A 15,191-nucleotide genomic window follows, 5' to 3' on the forward strand; every position below is an offset into this window, starting at 1 on the left:
ACCGGGGCTCGGTTAGCGGCTTGCGGCGTTGAGGTAGGTGAGGACTGCCAGGACTCTGCGGTTGTCGTCGTCCGAGGGGGCCAGGTCGAGCTTGGCGAAGATGCTGGCCGTGTGTTTGGCGACCGCGCTGTCGCTGAGGTAGAGCCGTTGGGCGATCGCCGCGTTGGAGCGGCCTTCTGCCATGGCTTCCAGGACTTCTCGCTCGCGCGGGGTGAGCCTTCCCAGCGGTTCGTGGCGGGCGTTGCTGGCCAGCAGTTTGGCGATGACCTCCGGGTCCATCATGGTGCCTCCTTCGGCCACTCGCCGAACGGCGTCGATGAACTGCTCGGCGTTGAAGACCCGGTCCTTCAGCAGGTATCCGATCGCGCCGGAGCCATCGGCGAGCAGTTCGCGTGCGTAGAGCTGCTCCACGTGCTGGGACAGCACGAGGATGGGCAGTCCGGGCACCACTTTGCGCGCCGCCAGGGCGGCCTGCAGGCCCTCGTCGGTGAAGGTCGGCGGTAACCGTACGTCCACGATGGAGACGTCTGGGCGGAGTTCGATCAGTGCCTGGTGGAGATCGGGGCCGCTCTCCACCGCGCCGACGACGGTGAAACCGTGTGCTTGGAGCAGGTGGACGAGCCCGTCGCGGAGGAGGTAGAGATCTTCAGCGATCAGTACGCGATTCAGCATTTCTCGAACCATGGTCGTCGGGGGTGTGCTTCTGCCATCCAACGTTCGGCGGAATGCTGGAGAGGAATGTAGAGGGCGGCGCCGTACATCGCCACGCCCAGGCACATCATCAGGATGATCGTCGGCCACTGCCACGGAGGTGAGAGGTACAGGGCGAGGAACCAGGCCTTCTCGTGTTCATCGATGTTGAAGGCCTTGAAGACGCCGGCCACCACGCCTTGAGGGAAGAGCGGCAACCAGCCAAGTGACCAGCCCACGACCACGATCGCGCTCTTCCAGCGTGGCAGGCGGCTGCTGCCCCCGGCATACTCCTCAGGCAGGGCGTCCGGGACGGACATACTGACTGTGGTGGGCCCTCCGGGAGGGCTCATCAGCGCGATCACTCCGTCGAAGGCGGCGAGTCGGCGTTCGATGCCGCGCAGGCCGCTGCCCTTGGAGGGATCCGCCCCGCCAAGCCCGTCGTCCATGACCGTGACGCAGAGCATACGTCCCCTGTGACTGATGTCGATGGTCACCTGATCCGCACTGCCATGCCTGGCGGCGTTGGACAGCAGCTCACTGACCGCGAAATAGATCGCCGCCTCCACAGGCGGTTGCGGGCGGTGCGGCAGGTCCAGCTCCACGGTCACTTTGAGGGGGCTGTCGAGAGCCAGCGCCCGTACCGCGTCGCCGATCCCTCGCTCGGCGAGGACGGGTGGATGGATGCCGCGAACCACCCTGCGCAGCTCCGCCAACGCCTCACTCGACGTCTCCATGGCCTTGTTCAGCAGAGCCTTGGCCGCGACGGGATTCGTGTCGACCAGTTGGTCGACCGCCCCGAGGGTGAGGCCGAGCGCGACCAGCCGGGCTTGGGCGCCGTCGTGCAGGTCTCGCTCGATCCGCCTCATCTCGGCGGCCTGCGAGTCGACAGCCTGGGAGCGCACCACGTTGAGCCGGACGACCTGGCCGACCAGCTTGCTCTTGGCCGTGGGCGCGAGCAAGAAAGCCGCCCATTTGCCGTAGGCGTGGAGCGCGTGGGGAGCCAGGAACAAGAACGGGAGCGCGAGCGCGAGCTTCACCAGCGGGTCGAGTAACAGCCAGAGGAAGTCGCGCCAGGTCGCCGGATCGGCGAACATCCACTTCCAGCGCGCGTTCCACATCGGGATTCGCGGCGTTTTGTACAGGGTGCGGTCGTATCGGTAGAGGCCGTCGGCCTGTGGAATCGGTGGGGGTGGCGGAGGAAGGTACGGATCCTCGATCTCTACTCCGCACCACTTGGTCACCTGGCGGCGGGTGACGCCGGCGGTCCGTCTCACCAGACGCACGAGCGGGGGATAGAGAGGCACGAGACCGAGGCCGAACGCCAGGATCAGCGTGAGCGCCGTGGCCAGAATCAGCGGCAGCTCGACGGTGATCATTGCGAGGATCACGAGCCCCCGTCCGACCTTGCGTAGCATGCCACCTAGTGTGCGGGATCGAGGCTGTGGGGTCACTCCTGGTGGGACCCGTTCCGGGGTGTACCTAGGTACACCCCAAGTCTGCACGCAGCGGGATTCTCGCTGACAGCCGGCGTCTCTAGCGTCGTCACCATGAAGGTCATCGAGGTAGAGCACCTCCACAAACGCTACCGCGACCACGTGGCGGTAGCCGACGTCTCATTCGCCGTGGACGAAGGCGAGATCTTCGGCGTCCTCGGCCCCAACGGCGCCGGGAAGACGACCACGGTCGAGTGCGTCGCAGGACTACGCGTACCCGACGGAGGCACTGTGCGGGTGGCCGGTCTCGATCCCCAGGCTGACCGGAACGGTGTCAGGGAGATCCTTGGCGTACAGCTCCAGAGTTCCCACCTGCCGGAGAAGATCAAGGTTTGGGAGGCCCTGGACCTCTACGCCTCCTTCTACGCCAAGCCGGCCGACTGGCGTGAGCTGCTCGACAGGGTCGGGCTCACCGACAAGCGCGACACCTTGTTCGGCAAGCTCTCCGGCGGTCAGCGGCAACGGCTGTCCGTGGCGCTCGCCCTGGTCGGCAATCCACGCGTCGCCGTACTCGACGAGCTGACCACCGGCCTCGACCCGCAGGCCCGCAGGAACACCTGGGAGCTGGTCGAGCAGGTGCGCGACTCCGGCGTGACGATCGTCCTGGTCACGCACTTCATGGAAGAGGCCGAGCGGCTGTGCGACAGGGTCGCGCTGATCGACGCGGGCAGGGTCGCCGCGATCGACACCCCGGCGGGACTCGTCGCCCAGGTCGACAGCGAGCAGCGGCTCAGGTTCAGGCCGTCGGGCCCGATTGACGACAGTGTCCTGCTGGCCCTGCCGGAGGTCGCCACGGTCAGCAGGAACGGCGGGCAGATCCTGGTCACCGGCACCGGCAACCTCGCTCAGGTGGTCACCATGACCCTCGCCCACGCCCAGATCATCCCGCATGAACTGCGCCTCGAGCAGGCCTCACTCGATGACGCCTTCGTCGCCCTCACCGGCCGCAGCCTCTCCGAGGAGACCGCATGAAGAAGATCCTGATCGTCGAGACCAAGCTCCACCTGCGCGAATGGCCGGCCATGCTGTTCACGATCGGCCTGCCTCTCGGCCTGTTGCTGATCCTGGGGAGCATGCCCGGCTTCTCCAAAGCCGATCCCGCGCTGGGTGGGGAGAGCGTCAACGACACGCATATGCCCGCGATGATGACCATGCTGGCGATGATGACGCTCGCGTTCAGCGTGCTGCCGGGATTCCTTGCCTCCTACCGCGAGCAGGGGATTCTGCGCCGCATGTCCACCACTCCCGTAGGACCCGCGCGGGTGCTGGGTGCGCAACTGGTGGTCAGCTGGGTCACCGGCATCATCACGACCACCTTGATCATCGTGCTGGGGCGACTTGTGCTGGGCACCGCCGTACCCAAGCAGTTTCTGGGATTCGTGCTGATGTTCCTGCTCGGTTCTGCGGCCCTGCTCGCCATGGGGCTGGTGCTCTCAGCGCTGGTTCCCAACGGGAAGACTGCTTCGGGGGTGGGTTCCTTGGTGATGTTCCCGTTGATGTTCGTGGGCGGCATGTGGATTCCTCGCGAGAGCATGCCCGATGTCATGCGCATCATCGGCGACTACTCCGTGGCGGGGCCGTTCGCTCAGACCATGCGCGACACCTGGGCGGGCAACGCCCCTCAACTGACGCACGTCCTGGTGGTGTCAGTGGCCCTGCTCGTGTTCGGCGGCCTAGCCGTCCGCCTGTTCCGCTGGGAGTAACCCGCCGGTCGAACAGCCGCAGCTCTTCACAACCTCCTCTTTCCGGGTACGGCAGGCTGGCGTGTCCCTGGGTTGGTTTGTCACTGTCGCTGGTCGGCGCGGGGGCCGACCTCGATCGGTGGTGTGGGGATTTGATCGGTGGTGGGGTGCGGCGGTCGTTTGGGTTTGTGGGTTTGGGGGGCTATGAGGGCGGCGAGGACGATTAGTCCGCCTAGGGCTTGGGCTGGGGTGAGGGCCTGGTGGAGGGCCAGCCAGCCGAGTGCGGTGGCCACCAAGGGACTGAGGAGGCCGAGGAAGGTGACATTGGTGGGAGAAAGGGCGCGGATGCCGCGGAACCAGAGGGTGTAGGCGAGGGCGGAGCCGATGATCGTGAGGTAGGCGTATCCGGCCAGGTTCGTGGGGGTGAGTGTTGAGGGTGGGGGACCTTCGACGAGGAGGGTGACCGGGAGCAGGAGGAGGCCGCCGGCGACGAGTTGCCAGCCGGTGGTGGCGAGCAGGGGGGCGGGTGAGGGCCAGCGTTTGCTGAGGACGACTCCGGTGGCCATGACGACCGCGCCGCCGAGTGCGGCGGCGATGCCGAGGGCGTCCAGGCGTGCGTCCGCGCGGAGGACGAGCAGGCTGACGCCCGCCACACCCGCGATGGCGGCGATCGTGGTGCGCAGCGAGAGTCGCTCGGCGAGGAGGCCGGAAGCCAGGAGGGCGACGAGGAGTGGCTGTACCGCGCCGACGGTCGCGGCGACGCCGCCGGGCAGGCGGTAGGCGGCGATGAAGAGCAGGGCGAAGAAGACGCCGATGTTGAGGGCACCGAGGACGAATGCGCGCCACCACCACACGCCTTGTGGCAGGCGTCGGGTGAGAAGGACGAGGAGGAGGCCGGCGGGGAGGGCGCGTACCACCGCGGCCAGGAGGGGGCGGTCGGGCGGGAGGTACTCGGTGGTGACGAAATAGGTGGTTCCCCAGATGGCGGGCGCCAGTGCGGTCACCATGACGGTCCTGGCTTGATTGCTTAGCACTAAGACAACATATCTCAGCGCTAAGGGATTTTGGCAGTGATGTATCTCACCGCTAAGACATCGGCTAGGGTGGACCGGTGGGGGATCACGTCGATCGTGTGCTGGAGCAGTGGGGTGAGCAGCGCCCCGACCTGGATGTATCGCCGATGGCGGTGATCGGGCGGTTGTCGAGGCTCTCGCGGCTTATCGACGGTGAGCTGCGCCGTACCTTCAGTGCGCACGGGCTCGATGCCGCGTCGTTCGACGTACTCGCGACCCTGCGCCGCAGTGGGGCGCGGCACCAACTGACGCCTGCTGAGCTGATGCGGACGTCCATGGTGACTTCGGGGGCCATCACCCAGCGTCTCGATCGTCTGGAGGCTCGCGGTCTGGTGACCCGTACTCCCAGTGAGACGGATGGGCGGGTCGTGCTCGTCGCGCTCACCGCCGAGGGGCTCGCGCTGATCGACCGAGCTCTGCCTGACCATGTCGACACCGAGAACCGCGTGCTCGCCACGCTCACCGGCAGCCAGCGGGATGCCCTCGCCGACGTACTTCGAGGTCTTTTGGAGTCGCTCGGCGACTCCGCCGACTGACGGGCTAGGCGCCGGTGACGTTGAGGAAGAGGGAGTACAGAGAGGAGGAGGCGGTGACGAAGAGGCGGTTGCGCTTGGGGCCGCCGAAGACCAGGTTGGAGGTCACTTCGGGGAGCTTGAGCTTGCTGAGGAGGGTGCCGTCAGGGTCCAGGCAGTGCACGCCGTCGCCCGCCGCCGCCCAGATCCGGCCGGAGAGGTCGAGACGGATGCCATCGAAGTTGCCCGTCTTGTTCTCAGCCAGAACCTTGCCTCCCGACAGCTTCCCGTCGTCGTCGACGTCGAAGACGCGCAGGTGGTTGCGTCGGCTGTCCACGACGTACAGCTGCTTCTCGTCCAAGGAGAAGGCCAGGCCGTTCGGCCGGATGAAGTCGTCGGCGACGATGTCCACCTCCCCGGACACGGGGTCGACGCGGTACACGTGGCAGCCGTCGATCTCCTGCTCGGCCCGGTGCCCCTCGTAGTCGCTGGTGATGCCGTACGGCGGGTCGGTGAACCAGATCGAACCGTCGGACTTCACCACCACGTCGTTCGGGCTGTTGAGTCGCTTCCCCTGCCAGTGCGAGGCGATGACGGTGATGGACCCGTCGTGCTCGGTCCGGCTCACCCGCCGGTCGCCCTGTTCGCATGACACGAGGCGGCCCTGGGCATCACGGGTGTTGCCGTTGGTGTACCCGGCGGGCTGCCGGAAGGTGCCGACGGCGCCGGTCGTCTCGTCCCAGCGCAGCATCCGGTCGTTGGGGATGTCGCTCCACACGAGGAATCGTCCGGCGGGGAAGTACACGGGGCCTTCGGCCCAGCGCGTGCCGACGTAGAGCACCTCGGTCCTGTTGTCGCCGCCCAATCCGGCGAAGCGCTCGTCCAGGACCTCGAACTCTGTGGCAATGGTGTTCGTCATGGTTGAAGCAAATATCACAGGATGTGGTTTGGTCAAATCGTTGATCTGCCAAATATGATACGGATATGGATGACGTTGACAGGACTTTGATCAGGCTGCTCCAGGAGGACGCGACCCAGCCGTACTCCGCGCTCGGCAAGGCGGTGGGGCTGTCCGGTGGGGCCGCGCACGAGCGGGTGCGCAAGCTGCGCGAGCGCGGGGTGATCCGGCGTACGACCGTGGAGGTGGATCCGGCCGCGGTGGATCGCGGCGTGCTGGCCTACGTCATGGTCAACGGCAGCACCTGGATGGGCGACACGGCGCTGGCGCTCGCGGCGATCCCCTCGGTCGAGGAGGCCCATGTGATCGCGGGACCGGCGTCGGTGCTGGTCAAAGTGCGTACGGCGACCACAAAGGAGCTGCAGGAGGTGCTTCGGCGCCTGTTCGCGGTGGAGGGGGTGACGGGCACGCAGACCATCGTGGTGCTGGAGAGCTTCTTCGAGCGTGCCATACATGTCGAGGCCTGACCTGGCTATCGTGACTCCATGGTGATCTTTGCGCAGGTCAGTGACATTCACATCGGCGGGTCGGACGAGAGTGCCGAGCGGGCGGAGCGGGTGATGCGGCACCTCGCCGCGCTGCCCGGGCGGCTCGACGCGATCCTGGTGACCGGGGACATCGCCGATCACGCGCTGGTCGAGGAGTACGAGGTCGCCCGCGAGCTGCTGCGTACGGACGTGCCGTTGATCGTGTGCCCGGGGAACCATGACGCGCGGGCCGAGTTCGAGAAGTTCCTCGGGCCGGTCAACCAGGTGCTACGCCTCGACACGGTGACGCTCGCGCTCGCCGACTCCAGCATCGCCGGCCGCCCCGACGGGTATCTGGCCGACGAGACGCTGGCCTGGCTCGACGAGGTGCTCGCCGAGCGGCCCGACGTCCCGGCCTTCGTCGGCATGCACCACCCGCCGGTCGAGCTGGGCATCCCGTACGTCGACGAGATCCGCCTCGGTGCCCCCGACCGGCTCGGGAAGCTGCTGGAGCGGCACCCGCACGTGGTCGCGGTGCTCGCGGGCCACGCGCACACGGGCGCGGTCAGCAGCTTCGCCGGACGCCCGCTCGTCGTCGCCCCCGGGGTCGTCTCGACCGCGCTGACCACGACGGAGTGCGCCGACTACTTCCCCGTCACCTACGACCTGCCGCCCGCCTTCGCCCTGCACCGGTTCGACGGCGAGAGCCTGGTGACCCACTTCCGCCCGGTTCGGTAAACCTCAACTAAGCTTGTGGTCATGACCCAGGTCGCATGGAACTCCAAGGAGCTGACCGTCGGCCAGCTCTCCGAGCGGAGCGGCGTGGCGGTATCGGCCCTGCACTTCTACGAGGCCAAGGGCTTGATCGCCAGCCGTCGCACGGCGGGCAACCAGCGCCGCTTCACCCGCGACACCCTGCGACGGGTCGCCTTCGTACGGCTGGCGCAACGCATCGGCATCCCCCTCAAGACCATCAAGGAAGCCCTCGCCGAACTGCCGGACAAACGCACCCCCAACCGCAGCGACTGGGCCAGGCTGTCGGAGGCATGGCGCAGTGAGCTGGACGACCGGATCGAGCAGATGCTGCGGCTGCGCGACGACCTCACCGACTGCATCGGCTGCGGCTGCCTGTCCCTGGACCGGTGCGCGCTGGCCAACCCGCGTGACCGCCTCGGCGACGACGGGCCGGGGGCCAGGCGGATCGACACCCGCCTGGCCCCGCCCGGCGGCCCGTGCCGGACGGAATCCTCAGCGAGCGGGCGGCGGGACGATCAGGGTGGGTCGGTGGGCGTGGTGCAGGATGTGGTTGGAGACGCTGCCGAGCAGGACCGACCGCACCCCTGCCAGCCCCCGGGATCCGCTGATCACGAGTGACGCGTCGACCTCGTCGGCGGTGTCCACGATCGCCTGCCAGATCGACGTCCGGTCGGCCACCGCGCGGTAGGTGACGTCGGGCATTCCGGCGGTGGCGGCCAGCTCGGCGCCCTGCCTGGCGAGCTGTTCCGCCTGGCTCTTCGCGGCGTCGGGGTTCTCGTCGGGCACCAGGTAGCCGACCGCGTGCCTGGCGAGCTGGACGATGAGCGGCTCCCACACGGTGACGACGACGGTCGGCGCGGGGGCGAGGTGCTTGGCGGCGAACTCGATCGCGTGGCGGGCGTCGGCGGAGCCGTCGTAGGCGATGAGGATGGTCATGATCGGTGTCCCTTCGCTGTACTCACCCCGTGCAGCGCCGGAATGATCAGCGGGGATTCCGGTCCGGGCTGTCTGATGTGTCACAGCGGGAAAACCAGTCGCGGCCCGTCCCGGTCGGGTGCGACGATGGCCGCCCATCCGTGATGCCCCAGGAGTAGAAGAATGCGGCAGAGCCTCGACATCTCCCAGCGCCCCATCGGCCCAAGAGTTCTCGAGGTCTCCACCACCCATGCAGGTCCTGAACATCGGCATCCTCGCGCATGTCGACGCGGGTAAGACCAGCCTGACCGAGCGGCTGCTGTTCGACACCGGCGCCATCGCCCGGCTCGGCAGCGTCGACTCCGGCAGCACCCAGACCGACAGCGGTGCCATCGAACGCCGTCGCGGCATCACCATCCGCACCGCCGTCGCCTCCTTCATCGTCGGCGAGCTGCAGGTCAACCTCATCGACACCCCGGGGCACAGCGATTTCATCGCCGAGGTCGAACGCGCCCTCGGCGTACTCGACGGCGCGGTGCTGGTGCTGTCGGCGGTCGAGGGCGTCCAGGCGCAGACCCGCGTGCTGATGCGGACGCTGCGCCGGATGCGCCTGCCGACCCTCATCCTGGTCAACAAGATCGACCGGGCGGGCGCGCGGCAGGAGGAGATGCTGGCGGACATCCGCCGCAAGCTCTCGCCGTACGTCATCGCCATGAACACGGTCGAGGACATCGCCACCCCGGCGGCCCGTACCCGTCGCCGCCCGATCGAGCACGCGGCGGAGGCTCTGGCCGAGCACGACGAGCGGCTGCTGGCCGACCTCGTCGAAGACCGCGTTCCCGGTCCTGACGTGCTGCTCGACCGCCTGCGCGGCCAGACCGCGGCGGGGCTGACGCATCCGCTGTACTTCGGCTCGGCGATCGGCGGGCAGGGCATGGCCGAGCTCGTCGACGGCATCACCGGCCTGCTCCCGGCCGCGCCGCCGACCGGCGGACCGCCGCGCGGCACCGTCTTCGCCGTCGAACGCGGCGGCGGCGGGCAGAAGATCGCCTACCTGCGGCTCTTCGAGGGCGAACTGCGCCCACGCCAACTCCTGACCCTGTACCGGCCCGGCGGCGAGCACACCGAACGCGTCACCGCGCTCCGCACCGTCGGCACCACCCCGGCGATCACCAAGGTGTGGGGCCTGTCCGGAGTACGGGTCGGCGACCGCGTGGGAACCGCGCCCACCCCATCCGAACACCCGCACTTCGCCCGCCCCACCCTGGAGACACTGGTACGGCCCCGCCACGCCTCCGAAGCGGCACGGCTGCACACCGCCCTGGTCAGCCTGGCCGACCAGGACCCGCTGATCCAGACCCGCACGGTCGAGGGCGAGGGCGTCTCGGTGCTGCTCTACGGCGAGGTGCAGAAGGAGGTCATCGCCCAGACCCTGCTCGACGACTTCGGCGTGGACGCCGTGTTCGAGGAGAGCCGCCTGGTCCACCTGGAGCGCCCGCGCGGCAGCGCCGAGGCGGTCACGGAGATCGGCCCGGGCAACGACCTGCCCGCCACCGTGGGACTGCGTGTCGAGCCCGGCACCGGCATCACCTTCCGGCGCGAGGTCGAGCTCGGCTCGCTGCCGCCGGCCTTCCAGCGGGCCATCGAGGACAGTGTGCGCCAGGCGCTCCAGCGAGGACCGCACGGCTGGCCGGTCGCCGACTGCGCGGTCACGCTGACCCGCACCGGCTACATGTCGCCGGTCACCGCGGCCGGCGACTTCCGCGCGCTGGCCCCGCAGGTGCTCCAGCGAGCTCTCAGGCGGGCGGGGACCGCCGTGTTCGAGCCGTGCCACGCCTTCGAGCTGGAGGTGCCGCACGAGGCCCTGAGCGCGGCCACCACCCTGCTGGCCGGGCTCGGCGCGCGGGTCACCGACACCTCCGGGCAGCGGACGTGGCTGATCAAGGGCGAGATCCCGGCCAGGAGCGTGCAGGAGGTCGAGCGCCGGATTCCGGGCCTGTCCCACGGCGAGGGCGTGTGGTGGTCCCAGCCGTCCGGCGACCGGCTGGTCGGCTAGTGCTGGGCCATGTCCACGAAGCGGCTGTAGTGGCCCTGGAAGGCGACCGTGACTGTGGCGGTGGGACCGTTACGGTGCTTGGCCACGATCAGGTCGGCCTCTCCAGCTCGTGGTGACTCCCGCTCGTAGGCGTCCTCGCGGTGCAGCAGGATGACCATGTCGGCGTCCTGCTCGATGGAGTTGTGCAGGCTGATCCCGTTGGCGATGAAGTTGTGCGTGCCCAGGACCGTGGCGTCGTAGACGGGCTGCTCGCCGAGCGCCTCGACGGAGGCGATCTCGTCCCAGTGGACGTCGTTGGTGGCCAGCAGGTCGAGGTCGGAGTGGTCGAGGACGGCCGCGACCCGGCCGGCGACGGCGCGCCGCGACGCCGTCCCGGTCATCGCCGACCGGACCTGGTCCCAGACGTGCTCCGGGACCGCGTCGGCGGAGCCGCCCCCGGCGATCCGGCGCAGGTGCGTCACGCACTCGCGGGCCGCCTCCGCGTGATCGGCGGGCACGCCGACGTCCTGCAGGAAGCGGAGCTGGTTCTCGGCGCCGTGGACGTGCAGGCGGTGGCCGTCGATCCGGGTCATCACGTTGAAGCGGAGCAGCAGCCGGGCCACCTCGTCCGCAGCCCTCCGGTCGGTGGAGGCGTAGGAGAGATCGGCCTCGTCGAGGGCGGGGTCCCATCGCACGTCGCCGCCCTGCGCCCACAGCCCGCGCAGGGAGAGCGCGATCTGCTTCTTGGACTGGGAGGGCACCCCGTCAAGTGGGGCGGGGACGTGCCGGGCTACGGCCACCCGAGCCCCTGGGTCCAGGTCGCCCAGTGCGCGCCACCCGTCGTAGGTCAGGAACGGGTGGTTGGCCGTGGCGTCCACCTCGCGGCCCGAGCGCAGCCGTACCCGGTAGACCTGCTTGACTCCGCTTGAGAAGACGTGGGTCATCGTCCTCGGGACGAGTTTGAGTCGCTCGTCGAGGGACCAGACGGGGATGTCGCGCGCTCCCGACTCCAGCAGCTCGCCGAGGGACACCTCCGCGCCCGTGTCGGCTCGCAGGATGCGGGTGGCCGCCGTGAGGCAGCCGGACTCACGCAGGTCGCTGACCGCGGGGCGCTTGTCGGTGCGCTGCTCGGGACCACGGTTCAGCTGGGAGATCGCGATGACCGGGACCTCCAGCTCCTTGGCGAGCAGCTTGATGGCACGGGAGATCTCCGAGACCTCGTTCTGGCGGCTCTCGGTCTTCTTCGGCGAGCTCATCAGCTGGAGGTAGTCGATGACCACGAACTTCAGGTCGTTGCGCTGCTTGAGGCGGCGGCACTTGGCCCTGATCTCCATCATCGACATGTTCGGCGAGTCGTCGATGAACAGCGGCGCCTCGGCGACCTCGCTCATCCTGCGGGCCAGCCTGGTCCAGTCGTCGTCGCTCATCAGGCCCGAGCGCATGCTGTGCAGCGCGACCCGCGCCTCGGCCGACAGCAGACGCATGGTGATCTCGTTGCGCGACATTTCCAGCGAGAAGATGACCGTGGTCATCCCGTGCTTGATCGCGGCGGAGCGGGCGAAGTCGAGCCCCAGCGTGCTGTTGTGGGTGGGGACGCACGTCCTGCCCGCGAGGTACAGGTGGTCCGGGTTGTCCACCTCGACGCAGCGCACTGGCCGAGAGGGCACAGGACGCACGTCCACGATGCGCCAGGCGCCCGGTTCGTCCGGCACGGTGAGCTCGACGCCGTCCTGCTCGACCCGTAGCGTCGCCGCCCGGCCGAGCGTCAGCGCGAGCTCCTGGACGTCGCGCGCGAGCCGCTCATCGGCGGGGGCGAAGCGAACCGACCGCGTCGACCCCGCGGTGGCCGGTCCACCGGCGTCCAGCAGCCCCGACAGCAGCGGGCCGCGCTGCTGTGCCGAAGCCCGCAGATAGACCTCCGGGATACGCCTCCCACCGGCACCGGCGAGCAGCAGCCCCACCTCGTACGGCGGATGCGGCAACTCCCGATCGGGCAGCTCGAACGGCGCGGCGCCCTCGACCACGTGCCCCGCGCCCAGCGTCCCGGCGATCTCCACCGTGGTCATCACGGACGTGCGGGTCCGCCACTGGTGCTGCGCGTCGGCGACGATGACCGTGCCGTCCCCGAACTCCACCTCGTAGCAAGGCCGGTCACGCAGTACCGGAGTCGCCGCGACGACCTCGGTGGGCCGGCCGTCCGCCCCGATGAGCAGGTCACCCTTCTCGACCTGCCCCATCGTGGTCCAGCCGGTGGGGGTGGGCAGCGGGGTGTCGAGCGCCAGCGCCTTGCCGATGGCCGGACGAGCGGCCACGACGATCATCTGTCCCGGGTGCAGCCCGTTGGTCAGGGAGTCGAGGTCCTGGAAGCCGGTGGGCACGCCGACCATCTGGCCGCCTCGGCTGCCGATGGCCTCCAGTTCGTCGAGCGCGCCGGGCATGATGTCCGCGAGCGGCGCGTAGTCCTCCGAGGTCCGTCGTTCGGTGACCTTGTAGATCTCCGCCTGGGCGCGGTCGACCAGGTCGTCGACCTCTTCGTTCTGCCCGCCGTACCCGAAGGAGACGATGCGGGTGCCGGCTTCGATCAGCCGGCGCAGGATGGCCTGCTCGCGAACGATCTTCGCGTAGTAGCCCGCGTTGGCCGCGGTCGGCACGACGGCGGTGAGCGTGTGCAGGTAGGCGCCGCCGCCCACCCGGGACGCCTCGCCGCGTTTCTGCACCTCGTCGAAGACGGTGACCGCGTCGGCGGGCTCGCCCCGGCCGTAGAGGTCGGTGACGATGTCGTAGATGATCTGGTGCGCCGGCCGGTAGAAGTCGTCGGAGCGGAGAATCTCCACGACGTCCGCGACAGCGTCCTTGGACAACAGCATGCCGCCGAGCACGGACTGTTCCGCCTCGATGTTGCTCGGCGGTGTGCGCTCGAATCCCGGCCCCGCACTGGACTCCTGGTCCATGCTCACCGCGCCCCCCTCACAACACTTGCAGGCGGTCGCACCACCCCCACTTGTAGTCGACCGGTGTGACAGTTTCGCCGGTATCGGGGCAGAGGGCAACGCGGCCTGTGGACAAGCCTGTGGTCAAGCTGTGCAGTACACGGCCCAGGGTGTGGGAGCGCTGTGGACGAGCCTGGGGATAACTCCTGTGTACAACTAACAATCAAGCTCTGACCTGCGAAAACATTGTCCACCGTCTGTGGAGGAAAGAAAGTTGGGGCGACACGCGGAACGATCTAGACGTAAGGGGCATAATAGCCGAATGCCACTTACCGTCCACGACCGCGAAATCCTGCGGCTGGCCGTCCCCGCCCTCGGCGCCCTCGTCGCCGAACCGCTCTTCCTCCTCGCGGACTACGCCATCGTGGGGCACGGCCTGGGCACCACGGCGGTCGGCGCGCTCGGCGTCGCGGGCATGGTCCTGGCAACGCTGGTGAACCTCTGCGTCTTCCTCGCGTACGGCACGACCGCCGCCGTCGCCCGCCAGATGGGCGCCGGACGCCACGAGCACGCCATGCGCAGCGGCGTCGACGGCCTGTGGCTGGCCCTCGGCATCGGAATCGCGCTGATCGTGATCTGCTGGCCACTCGCCCCAGTGATCATCGACCTGTTCGGAGCGGGCCAGGACCAGGCGACCGAGGCCGTGACGTACCTGCGGATCAGCCTGCTCGGCACCCCCGGCATGCTCATCGTGCTGGCCGGCACCGGCGTGCTGCGCGGCCTGCAGGACACGCTCACCCCGCTGATCGTCGCGATCGGCTCGTTCGCGCTCAACGCCGCGCTGAACGCCTGGTTCGTGCTCGGCCTGGACTGGGGCATCGCCGGATCGGCCTGGGGCACGGTCATCGCGCAGACCGCGGGCGCGCTCGTCTACCTCAGAGTCGTGGTGAACGGCGCCAAACGACTCGGCGTCCCGCTCTCCCCCCACCCCCGCGGCATCAGAACAGCCGGTACGGCCGGCCTCGCCCTGCTGGTCAGAACGCTCCTGATGCGGGTCGTGCTGGTGACGGCCACCGTCGTCGCCACCCGGCTCGGCCGCCCCGAACTGGCCGCGCACGCCATCGCCACCCAGCTCTGGACGCTGCTCGCCTTCATCCTCGACGCGATCGCCATCGCCGGCCAGGCCATCACCGGACGCGCGCTCGGCGCCGGCGACGTGGCCGCCACCAAGGCGGCGACCAGGCGGATGGTGCTGTGGGGCGTCTGGTCGGGGGTCGCCCTCGGCCTGCTGGTGCTGCTGGCCAGGCCGTTCCTGCCGGGCCTGTTCGGCGCCGACCCCCAGGTGACCGCCGAGCTGGTCGCCGTGCTCTGGGTGGTGGCGCTGTTCCAGCCGATCTCCGGCATCGTGTTCGTCCTCGACGGCGTGCTGATCGGCGCGGGCGACCAGCGGTACCTGGCCTGGGCCTCGGTGTGGACGACCCTGGCCTACGTGCCCGCCGCGCTGCTGGCCACCAACCTCGGACTGGTGGCGCTGTGGCTGGCGCTCGGGGTGTGGATGCTGGCCCGGATGGTCGCTCTGGGGCTGCGGGCGCGCGGGACTGCCTGGCTGGTGACCGGGGCGTAACCGTCCCGTGCTTGTCGTGATGCCGTGGGTGAGGCAGTGTGGGCGCTCGCGAC

Annotated in this window: 13 protein-coding genes and 1 pseudogene; 8 read left to right on the forward strand and 6 right to left on the reverse strand. The window is 69.0% G+C overall.

The features are described from left to right. Positions 1-12: 12 nt before the first annotated feature. Both ABZ911_RS18440 and ABZ911_RS18445 read right to left on the reverse strand, forming a co-directional pair. Entirely contained in the window at positions 13-672 is a 660-nt protein-coding gene (locus tag ABZ911_RS18440; protein ID WP_358056646.1) for a response regulator transcription factor, read from the reverse strand. Beyond that, a complete protein-coding gene (locus tag ABZ911_RS18445; RefSeq protein ID WP_358056648.1) occupies positions 666-2,108 on the reverse strand; it encodes a histidine kinase in 1,443 nt (480 codons plus the stop codon). The genes ABZ911_RS18440 and ABZ911_RS18445 overlap by 7 nt, the downstream gene beginning before the upstream one ends. A 132-nt stretch (positions 2,109-2,240) precedes the next feature. On the opposite strand from ABZ911_RS18445, the gene ABZ911_RS18450 reads away from it, so the two are divergent. Both ABZ911_RS18450 and ABZ911_RS18455 read left to right on the forward strand, forming a co-directional pair. Continuing rightward, positions 2,241-3,158, forward strand: coding sequence for an ABC transporter ATP-binding protein (locus tag ABZ911_RS18450; protein WP_358056650.1), 918 nt, complete (start codon positions 2,241-2,243; stop codon positions 3,156-3,158). Further along, positions 3,155-3,889 (forward strand): ABC transporter permease, encoded by a 735-nt coding sequence (locus tag ABZ911_RS18455; RefSeq protein WP_358056652.1) that lies wholly within the window; start codon positions 3,155-3,157, stop codon positions 3,887-3,889. The genes ABZ911_RS18450 and ABZ911_RS18455 overlap by 4 nt, the downstream gene beginning before the upstream one ends. 80 nt (positions 3,890-3,969) lie before the next feature. Here ABZ911_RS18455 and ABZ911_RS18460 read toward each other — a convergent pair whose 3' ends face one another. After that, on the reverse strand, positions 3,970-4,902 hold the full coding sequence (locus tag ABZ911_RS18460) for an EamA family transporter (protein WP_358056654.1): 933 nt from the start codon (positions 4,900-4,902) through the stop codon (positions 3,970-3,972). Between the two features lie 77 nt (positions 4,903-4,979). Between ABZ911_RS18460 and ABZ911_RS18465 the strand changes: the two genes are divergently transcribed. Beyond that, positions 4,980-5,477, forward strand: a complete 498-nt coding sequence (locus ABZ911_RS18465) for a MarR family transcriptional regulator (RefSeq protein ID WP_358056656.1) — start codon at positions 4,980-4,982, stop codon at positions 5,475-5,477. Between the two features lie 4 nt (positions 5,478-5,481). On the opposite strand, the gene ABZ911_RS18470 is transcribed toward ABZ911_RS18465, so the two are convergent. After that, positions 5,482-6,372, reverse strand: coding sequence for an SMP-30/gluconolactonase/LRE family protein (locus ABZ911_RS18470; protein ID WP_358056658.1), 891 nt, complete (start codon positions 6,370-6,372; stop codon positions 5,482-5,484). Between the two features lie 65 nt (positions 6,373-6,437). On the opposite strand from ABZ911_RS18470, the gene ABZ911_RS18475 reads away from it, so the two are divergent. The 3 genes and pseudogenes from ABZ911_RS18475 to soxR form a co-directional block, all read left to right on the forward strand. Next, on the forward strand, positions 6,438-6,878 hold the full coding sequence (locus ABZ911_RS18475; RefSeq protein WP_358056660.1) for an Lrp/AsnC family transcriptional regulator: 441 nt from the start codon (positions 6,438-6,440) through the stop codon (positions 6,876-6,878). 18 nt (positions 6,879-6,896) lie between these two features. Beyond that, positions 6,897-7,616: a metallophosphoesterase gene (locus ABZ911_RS18480; protein ID WP_358056662.1), complete on the forward strand. Its 720-nt coding sequence runs from the start codon at positions 6,897-6,899 to the stop codon at positions 7,614-7,616. A 21-nt stretch (positions 7,617-7,637) separates the two neighbouring features. Beyond that, positions 7,638-8,081: pseudogene (soxR, locus tag ABZ911_RS18485) on the forward strand (redox-sensitive transcriptional activator SoxR); the annotation flags it as partial. A gap of 45 nt (positions 8,082-8,126) precedes the next feature. Here soxR and ABZ911_RS18490 read toward each other — a convergent pair. Next, positions 8,127-8,570, reverse strand: coding sequence for a universal stress protein (locus tag ABZ911_RS18490; protein ID WP_358056664.1), 444 nt, complete (start codon positions 8,568-8,570; stop codon positions 8,127-8,129). A gap of 229 nt (positions 8,571-8,799) precedes the next feature. Between ABZ911_RS18490 and ABZ911_RS18495 the strand changes: the two genes are divergently transcribed. Continuing rightward, positions 8,800-10,605: a translation factor GTPase family protein gene (locus ABZ911_RS18495; protein ID WP_358056666.1), complete on the forward strand. Its 1,806-nt coding sequence runs from the start codon at positions 8,800-8,802 to the stop codon at positions 10,603-10,605. Here the strand turns inward: ABZ911_RS18495 and dnaB are convergent. Next, positions 10,602-13,451, reverse strand: coding sequence for a replicative DNA helicase (dnaB, locus tag ABZ911_RS18500; RefSeq protein ID WP_358056886.1), 2,850 nt, complete (start codon positions 13,449-13,451; stop codon positions 10,602-10,604). The genes ABZ911_RS18495 and dnaB overlap by 4 nt on opposite strands. A 385-nt stretch (positions 13,452-13,836) precedes the next feature. Here dnaB and ABZ911_RS18505 point away from each other — a divergent pair, with 385 nt between their 5' ends. Further along, positions 13,837-15,138 carry an MATE family efflux transporter gene (locus ABZ911_RS18505; RefSeq protein WP_358056668.1) on the forward strand — a complete coding sequence of 434 codons (1,302 nt, stop codon included), beginning with the start codon at positions 13,837-13,839 and terminating at the stop codon, positions 15,136-15,138. Positions 15,139-15,191: the final 53 nt, after the last annotated feature.

Origin of the sequence: Nonomuraea sp. NPDC046570 (genome assembly GCF_040645915.1) — a bacterium.
Taxonomy (GTDB): domain Bacteria; phylum Actinomycetota; class Actinomycetes; order Streptosporangiales; family Streptosporangiaceae; genus Nonomuraea.